The following is a 16082-nucleotide window of genomic DNA, read 5'->3' on the forward strand; positions in this document are numbered from 1 at the left end:
AGGTGATCCGCCCGATAAGATTCAGTTGATTCATGCCGGGTATGGCCCGGCAACTTAAGAGAGAAGTAGCAATGAGTAATAAGACCATAAAGTTAGGTAGCATTGAAATTGCAAACGATAAGCCGTTTGTTTTGTTTGGCGGCATGAATGTGCTCGAGTCTCGCGACCTGGCCATGCAGATTGCAGAGACCTATGCGGAAGTTACTCAGAAGCTGGGGATCCCTTATGTGTTTAAGGCCTCATTCGACAAGGCTAACCGCTCGTCGGTTAACTCTTACCGTGGTCCCGGCATGGAAGAGGGATTGAAGATCTTTCAGGAGATTAAAGATACCTTTAACCTCCCCTTGATCACTGATGTTCACGAGACACATCAGTGCCAGCCTGTGGCCGAGGTAGTGGATATTATCCAGCTGCCTGCCTTCCTGGCGCGCCAAACCGATCTCGTGGTGGCGATGGCTAAGACCGGCGCCATCATCAATGTGAAGAAGCCGCAATTTTTGGCCCCACATGAGATGCGCCACATCATCACTAAGTTCAATGAAGCGGGCAATGATGAGATCATCCTGTGTGAGCGCGGTTCTTGTTTTGGCTATAACAACCTGGTTGTCGATATGCTGGGTATGGACGAGATGAAGCAGTCGGGTTACCCAGTGATCTTCGATGCGACTCATGCACTGCAGCGTCCTGGTGGACGTTCCGACAGCGCAGGTGGTCGTCGCGCACAGGCGACAGAGCTGGCCCGTAGCGGTATGGCACTTGGCTTGGCCGGTCTGTTTATCGAAGCCCATCCCGATCCTGACAATGCTAAGTGTGATGGCCCTTGTGCATTGCCACTGCATCAGCTTGAAAATTATCTCACTCAGATGAAGGCTATTGATGATTTGGTGAAATCTTTCGCACCGATTGACACTAGCAAGTAGTCACCAGCAAATAGACACCAGCAAGTAAAAGTTGCTGCATCGAAAGCCTCGCTCATTGAGTGGGGCTTTTTTCTGTCTGTGATTTAAGGTTGATTACAGCCTCAGTTTGTATCCTGTTGCTATATTAAGAAAGCCGATTAGTTAAAAAATCGGCGTTATAAATCAGAAGGGTAGAATGATGGCAAGTAATGATAAAGCGCCAGGCATGCTGGGAAGGGCATTGGATGGCATTGAACGTGTGGGCAACAAGTTACCAGATCCAGCGATGCTGTTTCTGATGTTGCTCTTTACCGTGTGGGGCCTTTCCTGGCTGTTATCCGGTGTGAGCTTCGAGGCGATAGACCCTCGCTCTAATGAGCCAATTCAGGTGAGCAATTTGCTCAGTGGTGAAGCACTTACTCACTTTCTAACCTCCATGGTATCGACCTTTACCGCCTTTGCTCCCTTGGGGGTTGTCCTGGTCGCCATGCTGGGTGTCGGTGTTGCAGAACATTCTGGTTATATCAATACCGCGCTGAAACAGATGTTGAAAGTCACGCCAGCCAAATTGCTTACGCCTGCGGTGGTATTGGTGGGGATTATTTCTCATACCGCGACAGATGCCGGGTATGTGGTTGTGATTCCCTTGGCCGGGGTGATTTTCTTTACCGTTGGGCGACACCCGTTAGCGGGAATTGCGGCGGCATTTGCCGGCGTATCAGGCGGTTTTTGCGCTAACTTTATTCCCTCAGGCATAGACCCTCTACTACAGAGCTTTACCCAATCGGCAGCGCAAATCGTCGATCCGGATATACGAATCAACCCGCTGAATAACTGGTTCTTTGCCGCTTCTTCTTGTATTCCCATCACTTTGTTGATCTGGTATCTCACCGATAAGGTGCTTGAGCCTAGGTTAAACCGCACCCATAAGGTGGCGCGGGAGCAGGTGGATATTCCTGCTATGGAGCAAACCACGGCAACAGAATTGAAAGCTTTTCGTATTGCCACTGTGGTGATGTTGCTTGCCATTGCTGGTTTCTTTTCTCTGACCCTGTCGGAAACATCGACTCTTAGGGACGCTAATGGCTCATTGACCAGTTTTAGTGCGCCTTTGATGCAATCGATCGTGCCGCTGATCTTTCTCTTCTTCGTCTTACCAGGGGTCGTGTTTGGTTACTTGACTAAGACATTTAGCAGCTCAGCTGATGTAGTGCAGGCAATGTCAAAGTCCATGAGCGGTATGGCGCACTATATCGTGATGGCGTTTTTCTGCGCCCAGTTTGTGGCTGCTTTTTCTGCCTCAAATCTTGGGGCGCTTATTGCCGTAGAGGGTGCTGGCGCGCTAAAGGCGATGAACCTTTCGGCTGAAGTTACCATAGTGGGTATGATTATCTTGGTCGGCTTCGTGAACCTTTTTGTCGGCTCATCATCTGCCAAGTGGGCGCTAATTGGTCCGGTACTTGTCCCCATGTTGATGCAGTTGAATATTAGCCCTGACTTATCCCAGGCTGCCTATCGCGTTGGTGACTCTAGCTCGAACATTATTACCCCTTTGATGCCATATTTCCCCTTGGTGGTGGTCTACTGCCAGCGCTACGTTAAAGGGATTGGCATAGGGACCTTAATCTCTATGATGCTGCCATTCAGCTTGGCCTTGCTCACTATCTGGAGTGCTTGGTTGCTGCTCTATTGGTCGCTGGGGATCCCACTTGGCTTAGGGGCAAGTTATATCTATTAATTTACAGCCTAAGTGTCACAGTCTCTCTTAAAAGCGGCTGATACAGGCTTTAAACCTGAGCATTAAAAATGGCCGCCCTGGGTTAGCATGGCGGCCATTTTTTATACCTTACCTTTTGTTCAGGCGGTTTGGTAACGTGCGAGGATTTTACCCAGACTCTCAGAGGCTTGGGACAGCTGACTTACGCCAATTGATGATTGGTTTGCCAGCTCTTTAATAACATTGGCCTGCTGCCTAATTTCACTCAGTTCTGAGGCGATGTCGTTAGCCACTGCGCTCTGCTCTTCGGAAGATGCGGCGATCTGGAAGCTCATATCGATAACCGATTGCGATGATTCGTTAATGGAGCTGACATCTGTGCCTATTTCAGTGATCAACGATTGACTGGATTCGGCCTGCTTAACGGTGCGCTGGGTGATGTTGTCTATGTTATTGGTTTCCTGCTGCAGATTCTCAATCATCGCCTGGATTTCTACCGTGGCAGACTGAGTGCGGCTGGCCAGGGTTCTTACCTCGTCAGCGACAACGGCGAAGCCGCGGCCCATTTCACCTGCGCGGGCCGCCTCAATGGCAGCGTTGAGCGCCAACAGGTTAGTCTGCTCTGAGATGGCGTTGATGGTGGTGATCACCTCATTAATCTTCGTGGCGTTGATCTTCAGGGTGCTGACCGAGTCGGAGGTCTGCTCGATAAAGCCTGAGAGCTGCTCGATATCCTTAATGGCGCGCTGCACGCGCTCATAGCTTTGGCGGACTGATTGTGAGTTCTGCTCCACTTTTTCTACCGAGCTATTGGAGATGTTAGAGACTTCACCAGCAGAGGCCGTCATCTCCTCCATGGCGGTCGCTACCGAGTCGAGTGATTGGTATTGCTGCTCGATCTGACGCTCGCTCTCCTGATTTTCCGCTGCAAAAGAGCTGGCGGTGGCATGCAGGGTCTCGGCATTTTCTTTCACCGTGACCACAAGCTCGGTGAGGGTGTCCATGGCATTATCCAGGGCGCAACCTATGGTGCCAAACTCATCGCGACCAGGGTGAAAGCCTAGGCGAGAGGTGAGATCGCCCTTGGCGATATTCTTAGTGGTCGTCCACAGCACCCAGAGTGCGCCGCCAATAAAGGTCGCGTTCCAGTAGAGCAGAATAGAGAAGGGGATTAGCCAGAGATAGGTGAGCAGCAGGCTGTATAGTGCCGATTGCTTGGCCTCGCGCTCCTGACTGGCGACATTCTGTGTCAGAGACAGATTTTGTCCGGCGCTGCTGCGAACCACTGCGGTGACACTGTCTTGGTTGCGGCTAGATTTCGCTTGTCCGCTGGATTGAATATTGAGGCTGGCAAATTTGTCCGTTTGGCCGCTGGCCTCAAGGGCTCGTATCATACCCGTGAGCTCACCTTCGAGGGCCATGACGGACGCCTGCTCTATCTTGTCGATACTCTCCTGATAGCGGTTGACGCCTAAAAAGGTGATGGCGATGAAAAACAGCGTACCAATGACCCAAAATTTATCGTTGATAGACATCTTGATGAAGAGTTTATCTATGGTGCGAAAATTCACTTCTCTCATAGTTTTTTTCCGTCTTAAACTAAGGCTGAGGCCTTAGGCAATAGTAGAACAAAATAGGGCAACACATTTAAAATTACGCCCTTTTTGCTAATAAATACAGGCTGGTTTAACGTTTTTTTACACCTATGGCTTGCCGTCAGACTCATTATGCTGACGGATGAATAGCCTGAGTTTGTGATGCAGGCTGAGGGACAGCTGACTGGCGAGTAGGCCAAAGCTTGCTCCTGCCAGCAGATCCCCTAGGTAATGATAGTTGAGACTTAATTGCCCGGCGATGACGGCAGCCATACAGCCTAGCCATAGTGGCATCAACTTGGGCGAGTGGCGCCAGAAGGTAAAGGCGAGGGCGAAGGTGAGCAGAGCATGGCCTGAGGGAAAGGAGTCGTAGGCTTGCCCCTGGGCAAAGGGGTGAAATGCCTCTACCTTGTCTGCAATCCACGAGGGGTTTAGCCCATCGCCGAGTTTAAACCAACTTTCTGGCCAGGTTCGGCCAAATAGTATCTTACCAAGCCAGCGCAGCGAAAATGCCAGTATCAGAGTGAAGGTAAGCTCAAGTGCCAGTGCTTGAAACCTCAGTCTAAATCTTTCGCTAATACAGGCGAAGATGGTGAGGCCTGCCAAAAATTCCAGCAATAGCGGGGTCTTGCTTAGAGTTTTTAACCATGTGCTCGACAACTGCTGGGCGTGCATCAGCTCCGCCAGAGGTCGATCGACAAACAGTACACAAATCAGCACCAAAGCAATCAGTAGTGTGTAGAGAATCAGTGCATTTTTAAGAGTGTTGGGAAATAGGTGTTTTAACATGCTCGGCTAGCGGTTCTTGTCATGATGGGAAGCTCCAGCCTAAGGCAAAAGCGCTCGCATGCAAAGCATGCTAATTCACATTCTGAGTAGCCCAGTGGCCACTCGCAGATATAAGCGGCAATGCTTTGGCAGTATTTGCTTTTGGGCAGAATTTGCTTTTGGGTAGAGTTATCGCGACCGGGCAAGGCCTGGCCGCGATAATGGGCGATTAGCTGCGCAGGCTCTCTATCAGATAGTTGAGGCTGGGGCTCTCTTCTAAGTTACTGCTCGGGAAGAAGTTATACTTAGGAGGCACAAGCCAGTCCCGCTGCACCAGCTCATCGAGCAGATCCAAATACTGCACACTGGTCTTGCCCACAAGGAGGTTGTCCAGGCTGCGAGTATGAGATAGATGCAGCATCTCCAGGAAGCCGCTTAGATAGAGGTGATCCTTAGTGAAGCCGCCGCCGCGATAGACGCGGGCCGTGGTCACAAAGGCGTCGTCCTTATCCATCTCCAATTCATCTATCAGGTAGCAATAGGTGAGGTAGAAGTCCTGCTCTTTCAGCATAGAGTCCACCGCCAATACCCGACATGCCAAGGTATTCAGGCGTGAGTGCGCCATAAAGCCTGCCTTGAGCTCTGCTAAGATAGCAAGCCCTTCCTGGGTATAGGTTGAGCCTGGTAGTCCCAGACGTAAGACCTTAAGGGATTGCTGCTTGGCGTTAAGCGTGGTGGCCATATGTACCCCCAGCTCATGCTGGATCAAGCGCTGCACTTCGCTCTCATGAAATTGGGCATGGCTGCTGATCGCCAGCTGGGCAGGATTTGAGCTCACCATGGCACGGGCAACTATGGTGCCGCTAAGGCCTATCTTACAGCGCATATCCCACTGCTCGGCGCGCTGTTTCATCATCTGGCACACTTGCTGAGGGTCAAGGGCAGGCCCCTTATCTTCCGGGATCTCCTTGGCATATAACAGGAACTTGGCGTTAGCGATGGCACTTGGCTGTGGCCGGCCATGATAACGTAGAGAGTTATAGACAAAACCCTCCTGGCCGACACTGGTGAGCAGATCTATCTGCTCGCCCAGCTTATTGACGATATCCTTGTAGAGCTGCTTAAGCGCGGGATCGGCGATATTATCTATGGGCAGACGGTAGAGACGGTACTTAAATTCGTTAGCGTCTATTGGCAGCTGACGATAGGCAAAGTTAGGCTTATAGCGACTCGGCGCCTTCATGAAGCGTCGACGTTCGGCCGCCAGGTTGGTCGGATTGACATACTTTAAGGTGTCGACCTTCTGCGCCAGGCGGAACAGGGCGGCATCTATCTCCAGCACCTCTGGTTCGATGGCACTGCTTAGCATGTCGGCGCGGCGGGTCTTGCTTTGACGATTGAGCTTACGCTGAAAGTAGGCGCTGGTGGCGCTAAAGGCGTTCTTCAGTCCAAGCTTGAGATCGTCCAGTACTATGGGATAGACCTCGCCGGTCAACTCATCCATAAACACCTTTTTGATCTCCGTCGGCAGCACTAAGGTGCGGTCGAAGCGGGCGTTGGTGTGGGCGATCAGATAGCCGCGGCCCTCGAAGGCCACATCCAGCTCGGCATCCACCTCGACATTGGGTAGGGTGATGGTTTTCAGCTCGCGCTTAAACTTGTGCACTACGCTACCCCAGCGCTCCATATCGATCTGCGAGGTGCCTATGTTAAATACTGGCGTCGGCTTTTCGATGCGCTTGTAGTTGTAAGAATGCAGATCGAACACGACGACCATGCCGAACATACTTTCTAACTTGGCGATCAGTGCCTCGTAGAGTTGATAGAACTCCTGATGCTTGGCGTGACTGATGGCGCGCTGTTTAGCGCTTAGCGGCTTGCGCCATACCTGCTTCATCCAGGCGGATTTGTAATAGGTACTCAGGCTCTTAGGGCGATTGAGATCGTACTCGAAGCGCGAATCGCAGCCCGCCAGCGTGATCGGCTGAGAGGCAATAACCTCATCGGTAAAGGGATCTTCTTCGAAGTAACGTTCCTCGGCACTGAGCTGACATAACTTTATCAGCTCGGGGCGCAAGTTGTGCCCCGCGTGGATCGCGGTGCACACAACGGGCAGATACTCTTGGATGGTGATAACGCAGCCGGAGGAGGCCAGCTGGCCTGAAAATGTCTCCCCGCGTTTAATCAGGGAGAGCATTTGGTCGAGACTATAGGTTTGCATTTTCTACCGCTTGACGATATGCACTCTTACGTTGCATCAATAGCTCTTTGGAGTTGATGATATTTTCGGCGAAATCGATCACCTGCTTTTGCAGTCGTACGCGGTTAAGCTTGTTGATACGCGTGATGCCGCCTGGGCTGAGCACGTTAACCTCAACCAACTTATTACCGATCACATCCAGACCCGTAAAGTAGAGGCCGTCGCGCATCAGCTTAGGGCCAATGGCGGCGCACAGTTCACGTTCTTCACGTGTAATAGTGTGTTTGACCACGCTGCCACCGGCGTGGACGTTAGATCTAAACTCGCCACTGGCTGGGACACGGCGCATGGCGCCAATGGGTTCACCATTGAGCATCAGAATGCGCTTGTCACCCTCTTCTGCACCTTCGATATAGTCCTGCAGAATCACATAGTTGCTCTGCTCTTCAGTGCCTATGTAGAAGTCCAGCAGCGAGCTGAAATTTTGGCGAGCGCTTTTTTCGATCACGATAACGCCATGACCACCGAAGCCATTGAGGGGCTTAAGGATCATCTTATCGCTTTCACTTTCTTCCAGCACCCTTTGCAGGTAGTCGCGATTTTTCGACACATGGGTGGTGGGAATATATTGGCTCGCGGCACCGCTCATGCTGGCGGTGTAAAGTTTGTTGTTGGCGACCCTGAGGCCTTCAAGATCATTGATGATCAGGGTGTCGCCTTTGACCGAATCTAAGAAGTTTAACGCTAGGTTATCCAGCGGTGGGTTAGCGCGCATAAAAATACAATCAAAGCCAGCCATGGGCAGGCGCGCTTTATGAAATTCGGCGGAGCGGTAAAAACGTGGAATGTTATCCGATATTTTCATCCCTTTTTTGATGATTTGACAAAACCCGTAGACACTACTGTCACGAATGGTCAGCCCACTGGTCGTGGTGATGGCAACGGTATGACCACGCTGCGCGCACTCATGAACTAATCTTAGGGTGGTATCGCTCTCTGGATCGATACGCTCCCACGGGTACATCAAAAAGCAGATGTGCATTCTTTAAGCAACCTCATCTTCAGGGTGAGATTCCACATACTCAAACTGATCAACACGCTTGTTATTCGTGCTGTTTAGGGTGTGGAACTTTTTTGGCTCTCGGGTAAGCTTGGTGTATTTCAACCATACATGCTCAAGCTTGGTATTAGCCTTGTTGGGGTGTTTTAGGACCTTAACAAAGTGTTTTTCCTCTGCAGTTTCAGGCTCAAGATCGCCTGCTTCAAAGGCTTGCATAGTGTCGCCATATAGGCTCAACAATTCAGCTTCAGACAAGGTAAACTCTCCGGACTTACTAAAGCCGCGGGGAAAGTTTTTGTCATCAAAAAAACGCTTTTGACCAAAACGAAATGACTCTTCTGACATAACAACCTCTCACTGTGATAGCAACGCTGTAACTACAGGGTTTTTCGATCGCGAAATTATGATTTTTGTCGTCAAAAGAGAAACAAAACTTTTTTATCGTCACCATTAGGATTAGTTGTTATTCTCTCGGTGAAATTGACTGAGAGAATAAAATGGACGTCAAAGTATTTAAAACCTTTCTAGAAGTGGCCAGAACCCGTCATTTCGGCCGTGCGGCGGAGAATCTATATATCACTCAGGCGGCGGTGAGTGCCCGAATTAAGCAGCTGGAATCCTTCTTCGATTCCGCCCTGTTTGTGCGCAATCGCAATAGCATACAGCTTACCACTTCGGGTGAGCGACTGGTGCCTTATGCTGAGGTGATGGTGAGTACTTTAGAGCAGGCAAAGAACGAGCTGGCTTTGACCAATCACAAGGCGTTGCAGTTGACCATGGCAGGTACTCCCAATATCTGGGATGCCTACCTTCAGCACTGCCTGAGTAAGGTGACCGACGCCTTCGGCGGTTATGGCTTTCTGGCCGAGGCGCTCAGTCGTGAACAGTTAAATCGTAACCTGCTGGAGCGCACCTTAGATATGGCCTTCGCGTTCGACCCGCTTAAGTCGGAGGAGTTGGTGTGTAAGCAGGTGGCCGATCTTATTCTGGTGCTGGTTTCTACCCAGCCCTGCGATCAGGCCCAGGCGCTGAGTCAAAAATATGTTTATGTGGATTGGGGAACACGCTTCGCTTCGGAGCATGCCGAGCGTCACTATCGTATGCCACCACCTTATTTAAGAACCTCCACCGGACGTATCGCGCTGGATTTTATCTTGGATAAGGCGGGGGCGGCTTATCTGCCGCTGTCGATCGTTGAGCCCTTTTTACAATCTAAACAGCTTTATCGGGTCGAAGGGGTCGAGCCTTGGAACCGCCCCATCTATCTTTCCTATCGCAAAGACAGTGGATCCCTTGAGGCGATCATCAAGATTGAGGAACTGGTTAAGGAGATCGACCCACTAACGGCCTTTAGCCTGCAGCAGATAGGTCAACTGGGTTAACCTTCTTGGATTGGATGAGAGGGGGCCGGCTAATCGTCGGCCTCCTCTTTTTGTTTGCGCTTGATGGCAATGGCGATACACAGGGCGGCGCCACCCCAGGTGAGCGCCAAGGCAAACAACATCATGATAAAGGCACTCTGGCTCATCTTTTACCTCCTGGGTGTTGATCTGGATAGCCTGGCGACTTGCTGGTGAAGTTGATCAGTATGGCGAAGAAAAGCATGGTGCCCACCAAGCCCCAGCCTAAGATCAATTGATCGGCTATCGGATAGTCGCCATAACCATCGACCAAAGTGTTGTAGAGATTCTTCATTAATATGGTGGCTAAGATCGCTGGGCTGATAAAGCGCAGGCAGATCACAAACCAGCTGCCCACTTTAAACTCAGAGCTTTCGTTGGCGTGTTGGTGGATAACCGTGACCTTTAATAACCAAGTGATGATCAGCAGCTCGACCAAACAACTGAGCAAGAGAGCAATATTGTTAATAAAGTAGTCCACCAGATCCAACAGCAAGAGACCGCCATTGGTCGCAAACGCCATGGAGACCAGATAGCCTAGGCTACACACCATTATCGCAGCTACTTTTCGTGGCAGATGAAACTTGTCGATAACGGCGCTGGTGACCGCTTCTATGATAGAGATATGGGAGCTTAGCCCGGCGATCACCAGGGCGATAAAGAAGAGGGGCCCGAGAATATAGGGCGCCGGCATCAAGTTGATGGCGGTGGGGATGGTGACAAAAGCCAGTCCTATGCCTGAACTCACCACCTCAGTCAGTGGCTTCATCTGCTCCTCGGCCATATAGCCCAGCACACCGAAGATTAAGATCCCCGCTAAAATAGAGAAGCCGCAGTTGATCAGCACCGTCATAAAGGCGTTGTTATTGATGTCAGCCTTGGTCGGCAGATAGCTGGAGTAGGCCAGCATGATGGCAAAGCCAACACTGAGGGTAAAGAATATCTGCCCATAGGCGGCAGACCAGACCTGGGCATCGAGCAGGCGGCTAAAGTCAGGTTCAAACAGATAGTTGAGCCCGGATAGCGCCCCTGGCAGAAACAATATACGGCCGATCAGCACCAGCACCATGATAAACAGTATGGGCATCATGATCTTGTTGGCTCGTTCAATTCCTCCCTTTACCCCGCTAAAGACGGCAAGGAAGGTCATTAGCCAGGCGATACTCATGGAGAGAGAAATGCCCAGCTGAAATTCTCCCAGATGGGACGGCGAGTTGTTGCCCAGTTTAAGATACTGATTAAAGAAGAAGTCGTTAGGATTATCGCCCCAAGCCTGGCTGAAGGAGAAGCCGAGATAGGAGAGAGTCCAGCCGATGACGGCTACATAGTAGACGGCGATCACCGCGGCGATAAACACCTGAAACCAGCCGAGCCATTCGAGTTTTATGCCTAGGGTGTGTCCTAGCTGGGCGAAGATGCGTGGCGAGGTCTTCTTTATCTTATGGCCCAGGCTAAACTCCATAATCATAAAGGGGATACCAGCGGTTATCATGGCAAACAGGTAAGGAATAAAGAAGGCGCCGCCACCATTTTCATAGGCCATATAGGGGAAACGCCAGATGTTACCCAGGCCAATAGCTGAGCCGACGGCAGCCAAAATAAAACCTACCCTAGAGTTCCACTGCTCTCGCTTCATCTATCACCTCAAGCCCTGCGCCTTGTACAGATAATTCTAGACCTTAATACTCAGGTGAGAGCGGAAATTTCCACAGATTATGCGGGGTTATATTGTGCGTTCGACCAATAGGGTCAAGATGTTAGCGCTTTAGTACGGGAATTGCTGCGTGGTTCTCTATCGCTTGACGGCTTGGCGTTCCACTGCTTTCAGTTGCTGGTAGATTACCAGGTTTTCAGGTGTCGCTATGCCATGGCTTTCGGCGCGGCGAAGCAGATAACCTGTGATCGCTTCTATCTCTGTCTGGCGACCGTGATGAATGTCCTGATGCATGGAGGAGTAGTTACTGGCCGTTAGCGCTATCACCTGATATACACGTTCAATTAGCTCAGTTTTGTCGAGCGGGATTTGCTCGGCGCTTGCCACTGTGACCACCTCGTCGATAAGCCTTAAGATGCTTGGCCTATAATGCTCATCGGCCAGATCGCCGTTGTGACAGTCATTGATGGCGGTCAGCGGGTTGATAGCGATGTTGATGGCGAGTTTCTGCCACAGCATAGGCAGAATGGGCTCACACCACTGACTATTAGCGATAGCTCTTAGTAAGGCTTGGCGTGTCGCTGCTGGCAAAGCCGGCCCTTGTGCGTGACCCAGTTGAGTTAGACCCGCACCAGTTTGTCTTATCTGCCACTTGGCCAGCCTCAATGCTCCCTGAGAAGTGGTTCCCAGGCTTAAGCCTCGACCATTTAGCTTATCGGCGAGCTGCTGATGGGGCCCAAGGCCGTTGTGAAGCAGTAAGATATGGGCATGGGGATTTAAGTTATCAAGGCATGGCAATAGGGCGTCCTCGACTTGATAAGCCTTAACACAGACGATAAGCAGTTTGCAGGCATTTAGGGCTGAGCTATTGATAAGGCATGCCTCTCGCTCAATGGTGACACCGTTTAAACCGGTGAAGGTTAAGCTTTGGCTTGCGGCGAGCCCCTCTCTTGCCATCAATACTGGCTTGAGATCATGGGCGGACAGCTGGTGGAAGATCAACTGACCTATCGCGCCAGCCCCGAGGATCACTATTTCACCTTGTGACTCGCCCAGAGAGTCGCCTAGAAGAGAGGTCGCCGCAGATTTCATGGCTGGCTGTTGGCTCCCGTTTTGGTGATCACACTGGCCTTAATATAGCGGCGATAGAGCCAGAGGCCGAAATAGAAGAGCAAAACGCCCATCATATCGGCAATAAAATCGGCGCTGGAGGCGCTGCGGTAGGGCAGGCGCGACTGTACCAGCTCGATAAACAGGGCGTACCCGGCCAATATGCCAGCCAGGCTGTACCATTTGGGCTCGAAAGCAAGATGGGTTAATAGCGCCAGAAAGAAGAAACTGCCCAGATGGCCAACCTTATCCATGTGAGGGATCATTTGAGGGTAGTTAGGGCGAGAGAATACCAGGTAGCTGATCACTATGATGGTGAGAAGTAGCGCTATTTTAAAAAAGGTTTTTCGAGAATTCACGAGTCGCTTCAGTTAAGTGGTTTTGCCAATCATAGGAAAATGTCACCTTAAAGTCATTAAGAAACGCCCTTGGTTTTGCCAAGAATTTTTGGCGAATGCCGGTCTGAGCGGGTAAACTAGCGGGCAGATAAAGTGACTATAAAGAGGATGATAAATATGCCTTCGATGGATATCGTATCGGAAGTGAACGAAGTTGAACTGCGCAACGCCGTCGACAATACCCGCCGTGAGCTGGATAGTCGTTTCGATTTTCGGGGTGTCGAGAGCGAGATCACCTATAAAGATCATCAGGTGACTCTGTCATCTGAATCAGATTTTCAGTGCCAGCAGTTAGTAGACATGCTGCGTAATCAGCTGAGTAAGCGTAACGTTGACCCCGCCTCTATGGATGTGGCCGATAAGGCGATTCATAGCGGTAAGACTTTCTCGCTCAAGGTGACCTTTAAAGAGGGGATCGACAGTCTGGTGGCCAAGAAGTTGGTGAAGCTGATAAAAGACAGCAAGCTTAAGGTGCAGGCCGCTATTCAAGGCGACTCGATTCGCGTCAGTGGTAAGAAGCGTGATGACCTGCAGGCGGTGATGGCCATTGCCCGCGAGTCCGATCTGGGCCAGCCTTTCCAGTTTAATAATTTCAGAGATTAAACTGCTTACCTCATAAGAAAGCCCCGCTATTAAGTGGGGCTTTTTATTGGCTTATTGGTCACCGGGCTGTTCTTTTACTTTCGTCGTCAGTGGCTCTGCCTGTTCATCACCGTTGGGATGAGGCGCATATTTTTGCACCAACAGGACAAGCCAAAGCACGGGGAAACCTATGACGCTGGCGGCGACAAAGAAGTTCACATAGCCGAAGGCGTCTATATATTGACCCGAAAAGCCCGCCACAAACTTGGGAAACAGCAGCATGATAGAGGAGAGCAGCGCATATTGGGTGGCGCTGTAACCGCTACTGGTGAGGCTTGATAGATAGGCGATAAAGGCCGCCGTGGCGATCCCGGCGCTGAAGTTGTCGATGGAGATCACCGCTGTCAGCAGCTGCAGGTTATAACCAATCATGGCCTGATAGGCGAATAATAGGTTGGTCACCGCTACCATAAAGGCCCCCAGAAAGAGGATCTTCATGGTGCCATAGCGGGCCAATAATATACCGCCGGCACCTGCGCCCACTAAGGTCATGATCAGACCATAGACTTTGCTCAGAGTGGCAATCTCCGTCTTAGAAAAGCCCATATCCACGTAGAAGACGTTAGCCATGATCCCCATGACGATATCTGAGATCCGGTAGCAGGAGATAAGCAGCAGGATTAAGATAGCGCTGCGGCCATAGCGTTTAAAGAAGTCGATAAAAGGTAAGATACTGGCGGTGTACAGCCAGGATGCGGCGGCCGCCACGACCCTAGGGTAACGCTCAGATAATCTTTGTTGCAGCGCCGATTCTACCTCGTCGGCGTCTTTGGTATCGACCTCTGGCTCACTGCTCGCCAAGGTGGTTAAGATACCGATAAACATCAGGCACGCCATCGCAAAGTAGGCGGTCTGCCAGGAGGTGAGGTTATAGCTGTCGCTAGTGGGGTCGACCCAGGCGGCAATGGTGAGCGCCCCTGCGGTGGCAACAATCATGGCGCTGCGATAACCCACCTGATAGGCGGCGGCGAGCGCGGCCTGCATCTTTTGCGGCGCCGATTCGATACGAAAGGCATCGATCACTATATCTTGGGTGGCCGAGGCAAAGGCGACCATTAAGGCAAATAGTGCCAGATGCTCGAGATCGGCGACCGGATCGCTCTGGCTCATGCCTAAGATGGCGCACACTAACAGCGCCTGGGCGAACAACATCCAAGCGCGTCGCCGACCAAGCAGCCGGGTCAATATCGGTAATGACAGCCGATCCACCAGAGGTGACCAGGCCCACTTGAAACCATAGGCCAGGGCGATCCAACTGAAATAGCCGATGGCCGTTCTGTCGATCCCCGCCTCTCTAAGCCAAAAGGAGAGGGTGGAGAAGACCAGCATCAGTGGCAGACCGGCAGAAAAGCCAAGTAGCAGCAGAATCAGTACCCGTTTGTGACAATAGATAGTAAGGGCGTCTTTAAATCGGGATACTTGGGATGAAATCAAAATAGAGTAGGCTTTATAAGGCTAGGTGGGGTTAGCTTAAACGCTGACGCGACAAATAAAAAGTGAAAAATCCATCATGAAAAAAGCCCAGTCTCGAGAGACTGGGCTTTTTTCATAATTAAACGTTTTAAGACGTGAATTATGATATTGAGCTAGGTCGTGTTCCGACACAACAGCTAGGACATTGGCCGCCAAGACTGAGGAAATCACAGCAATCGTCTATCTGCTTGCGCAGAAACTGGTTGCCTTTAATTGTCCAGTCAGGCCATTTGTCGAAGGCGTGTATCAAATGCCAAAACACTCGCTCGATATCGGTTTGCGCATCACCTTGATGATTGAACTGTTGCCACTCTTCCAAGGTGTCCCATAAGTAAAGCTGGATCTCATTGAAATCGAGTTGATTATTTAAGAACGCTTTTCCATATTGAGCCAGCTGGGGCGCTTTATTATCGATGAACTCATCTGGGGTCATCGTTCGCCTCCTTGCCACTACAGGGCTAATTATAGCCAGTGGATCTACCGGCGTTTGTCTGAGATAAAAAACTTAGCGTTCTGTTTTATGGCACTTTAGTGAAAGCGCCATTAATTTTGAGTGAACCCTAAGCCGTTGCTAACTTACTCTCTTGGGAGCAGGGTCGCCTTGTTCAGGATAATGGGCTTCACCGGAAAGTCGGCCCAGCCTAGCTTAGTGTTGATCTGAGTCTCTACCTCTGACATCGCCTCTAACACTTCCATCCCTTCAACCACCTCACCGAACACGGCGTAGCCCCAGCGACGCTTGGAGGGATCGAGACGCTTGTTGTCGCCCACATTAAAGTAAAACTGCGCGGTGGCTGAGTGTGGGTTGTCGTCGCGGGCCATGGCGATGCTGCCCAGGCTGTTGCTAAGACCATTGCCCGACTCGTTTACGATTGGTTCACCGTAAGGCTTCTCTTCCAGCTTAGGGTTGAGTCCGCCGCCTTGTACCACAAAGCCAGGGATGATGCGGTGAAATAGGGTGTTGTCATAGTGGCCTTTGACCACATAGGTGAGAAAATTATCGACCGTAATGGGCGCACGTTTGCGATCCAGCTCGACGATGATATTACCCATGCTGGTTTCCAGCTTCACTTTGGGGTAGATGGTATCGCTCTGAATATCCAGAGCCTGAGCCAGGCTAGAAAATGACAACAGCAGCAGGGAGGCGAGCCAGATTCTCATGTAAC

General features: G+C 50.9%; 16 protein-coding genes. 4 read left to right on the top strand and 12 right to left on the bottom strand.

Annotated elements, in window-relative coordinates; translation table 11 throughout:
• Nucleotides 1–71: 71 nt before the first annotated feature.
• Both kdsA and L2712_RS15900 read left to right on the top strand, forming a co-directional pair.
• On the top strand, nucleotides 72–920 hold the full coding sequence (gene kdsA / locus L2712_RS15895; protein WP_033537351.1) for a 3-deoxy-8-phosphooctulonate synthase: 849 nt from the start codon (nucleotides 72–74) through the stop codon (nucleotides 918–920).
• A 175-nt stretch (nucleotides 921–1095) separates the two neighbouring features.
• Nucleotides 1096–2637, top strand: coding sequence for an AbgT family transporter (locus L2712_RS15900; protein ID WP_428848624.1), 1542 nt, complete (start codon nucleotides 1096–1098; stop codon nucleotides 2635–2637).
• Nucleotides 2638–2756: 119 nt separating this feature from the next.
• On the opposite strand, the gene L2712_RS15905 is transcribed toward L2712_RS15900, so the two are convergent.
• The 5 genes from L2712_RS15905 to L2712_RS15925 form a co-directional block, all read right to left on the bottom strand.
• Nucleotides 2757–4196, bottom strand: a complete 1440-nt coding sequence (locus L2712_RS15905; protein WP_088904068.1) for a methyl-accepting chemotaxis protein — start codon at nucleotides 4194–4196, stop codon at nucleotides 2757–2759.
• Between the two features lie 123 nt (nucleotides 4197–4319).
• Nucleotides 4320–5000, bottom strand: a complete 681-nt coding sequence (locus L2712_RS15910) for a phosphatase PAP2 family protein (RefSeq protein WP_248978348.1) — start codon at nucleotides 4998–5000, stop codon at nucleotides 4320–4322.
• A gap of 208 nt (nucleotides 5001–5208) precedes the next feature.
• The gene (locus L2712_RS15915) at nucleotides 5209–7200 is read right to left on the bottom strand and encodes a flavohemoglobin expression-modulating QEGLA motif protein (protein WP_248978349.1); all 1992 of its coding nucleotides are present in this window, start codon (nucleotides 7198–7200) and stop codon (nucleotides 5209–5211) included.
• Nucleotides 7187–8221, bottom strand: coding sequence for a glutathione synthase (gshB, locus tag L2712_RS15920; protein WP_248978350.1), 1035 nt, complete (start codon nucleotides 8219–8221; stop codon nucleotides 7187–7189). Before gshB ends, L2712_RS15915 begins: the two co-directional genes overlap by 14 nt.
• A 3-nt stretch (nucleotides 8222–8224) precedes the next feature.
• Entirely contained in the window at nucleotides 8225–8584 is a 360-nt protein-coding gene (locus tag L2712_RS15925) for a MaoP family protein (protein WP_033537357.1), read from the bottom strand.
• Between the two features lie 152 nt (nucleotides 8585–8736).
• Here L2712_RS15925 and L2712_RS15930 point away from each other — a divergent pair, with 152 nt between their 5' ends.
• Complete coding sequence (locus L2712_RS15930) at nucleotides 8737–9621, top strand: LysR family transcriptional regulator (RefSeq protein WP_088904071.1); 885 nt, start codon at nucleotides 8737–8739, stop codon at nucleotides 9619–9621.
• A 29-nt stretch (nucleotides 9622–9650) separates the two neighbouring features.
• On the opposite strand, the gene L2712_RS15935 is transcribed toward L2712_RS15930, so the two are convergent.
• The 4 genes from L2712_RS15935 to L2712_RS15950 all read right to left on the bottom strand — a co-directional run bounded on the left by L2712_RS15935 (nucleotide 9651) and on the right by L2712_RS15950 (nucleotide 12762).
• Nucleotides 9651–9767 carry a MetS family NSS transporter small subunit gene (locus L2712_RS15935; RefSeq protein ID WP_140946870.1) on the bottom strand — a complete coding sequence of 39 codons (117 nt, stop codon included), beginning with the start codon at nucleotides 9765–9767 and terminating at the stop codon, nucleotides 9651–9653.
• Nucleotides 9764–11275 (bottom strand): sodium-dependent transporter, encoded by a 1512-nt coding sequence (locus L2712_RS15940; RefSeq protein WP_248978351.1) that lies wholly within the window; start codon nucleotides 11273–11275, stop codon nucleotides 9764–9766. The genes L2712_RS15935 and L2712_RS15940 overlap by 4 nt, the downstream gene beginning before the upstream one ends.
• A 156-nt stretch (nucleotides 11276–11431) precedes the next feature.
• Nucleotides 11432–12385: a ketopantoate reductase family protein gene (locus L2712_RS15945; RefSeq protein WP_248978352.1), complete on the bottom strand. Its 954-nt coding sequence runs from the start codon at nucleotides 12383–12385 to the stop codon at nucleotides 11432–11434.
• Nucleotides 12382–12762 carry a VanZ family protein gene (locus L2712_RS15950; protein ID WP_248978353.1) on the bottom strand — a complete coding sequence of 127 codons (381 nt, stop codon included), beginning with the start codon at nucleotides 12760–12762 and terminating at the stop codon, nucleotides 12382–12384. Before L2712_RS15950 ends, L2712_RS15945 begins: the two co-directional genes overlap by 4 nt.
• Before the next feature lie 156 nt (nucleotides 12763–12918).
• On the opposite strand from L2712_RS15950, the gene L2712_RS15955 reads away from it, so the two are divergent.
• Nucleotides 12919–13404 carry a YajQ family cyclic di-GMP-binding protein gene (locus L2712_RS15955; protein WP_033537361.1) on the top strand — a complete coding sequence of 162 codons (486 nt, stop codon included), beginning with the start codon at nucleotides 12919–12921 and terminating at the stop codon, nucleotides 13402–13404.
• A gap of 51 nt (nucleotides 13405–13455) precedes the next feature.
• On the opposite strand, the gene L2712_RS15960 is transcribed toward L2712_RS15955, so the two are convergent.
• The 3 genes from L2712_RS15960 to L2712_RS15970 form a co-directional block, all read right to left on the bottom strand.
• Nucleotides 13456–14877: an AmpG family muropeptide MFS transporter gene (locus tag L2712_RS15960; RefSeq protein WP_033537362.1), complete on the bottom strand. Its 1422-nt coding sequence runs from the start codon at nucleotides 14875–14877 to the stop codon at nucleotides 13456–13458.
• A 139-nt stretch (nucleotides 14878–15016) separates the two neighbouring features.
• Nucleotides 15017–15349, bottom strand: a complete 333-nt coding sequence (locus L2712_RS15965) for a hypothetical protein (RefSeq protein WP_033537363.1) — start codon at nucleotides 15347–15349, stop codon at nucleotides 15017–15019.
• Nucleotides 15350–15492: 143 nt separating this feature from the next.
• Nucleotides 15493–16077 (bottom strand): peptidylprolyl isomerase, encoded by a 585-nt coding sequence (locus tag L2712_RS15970; RefSeq protein WP_088904075.1) that lies wholly within the window; start codon nucleotides 16075–16077, stop codon nucleotides 15493–15495.
• Between the last annotated feature and the right edge of the window lie 5 nt (nucleotides 16078–16082).

It is taken from the genome of Shewanella marisflavi, assembly GCF_023283925.1.
Lineage (GTDB): Bacteria > Pseudomonadota > Gammaproteobacteria > Enterobacterales > Shewanellaceae > Shewanella > Shewanella marisflavi.

Coding starts and splice junctions, on each gene's coding strand:
- kdsA (WP_033537351.1), top strand. CDS start 72: ATGAGTAATAAGACCATAAAGTTAGGTAGCATTGAAATTGCAAACGAT.
- L2712_RS15900 (WP_428848624.1), top strand. CDS start 1,096: ATGATGGCAAGTAATGATAAAGCGCCAGGCATGCTGGGAAGGGCATTG.
- L2712_RS15905 (WP_088904068.1), bottom strand. CDS start 4,196: ATGAGAGAAGTGAATTTTCGCACCATAGATAAACTCTTCATCAAGATG.
- L2712_RS15910 (WP_248978348.1), bottom strand. CDS start 5,000: ATGTTAAAACACCTATTTCCCAACACTCTTAAAAATGCACTGATTCTC.
- L2712_RS15915 (WP_248978349.1), bottom strand. CDS start 7,200: ATGCAAACCTATAGTCTCGACCAAATGCTCTCCCTGATTAAACGCGGG.
- gshB (WP_248978350.1), bottom strand. CDS start 8,221: ATGCACATCTGCTTTTTGATGTACCCGTGGGAGCGTATCGATCCAGAG.
- L2712_RS15925 (WP_033537357.1), bottom strand. CDS start 8,584: ATGTCAGAAGAGTCATTTCGTTTTGGTCAAAAGCGTTTTTTTGATGAC.
- L2712_RS15930 (WP_088904071.1), top strand. CDS start 8,737: ATGGACGTCAAAGTATTTAAAACCTTTCTAGAAGTGGCCAGAACCCGT.
- L2712_RS15935 (WP_140946870.1), bottom strand. CDS start 9,767: ATGAGCCAGAGTGCCTTTATCATGATGTTGTTTGCCTTGGCGCTCACC.
- L2712_RS15940 (WP_248978351.1), bottom strand. CDS start 11,275: ATGAAGCGAGAGCAGTGGAACTCTAGGGTAGGTTTTATTTTGGCTGCC.
- L2712_RS15945 (WP_248978352.1), bottom strand. CDS start 12,385: ATGAAATCTGCGGCGACCTCTCTTCTAGGCGACTCTCTGGGCGAGTCA.
- L2712_RS15955 (WP_033537361.1), top strand. CDS start 12,919: ATGCCTTCGATGGATATCGTATCGGAAGTGAACGAAGTTGAACTGCGC.
- L2712_RS15965 (WP_033537363.1), bottom strand. CDS start 15,349: ATGACCCCAGATGAGTTCATCGATAATAAAGCGCCCCAGCTGGCTCAA.
- L2712_RS15970 (WP_088904075.1), bottom strand. CDS start 16,077: ATGAGAATCTGGCTCGCCTCCCTGCTGCTGTTGTCATTTTCTAGCCTG.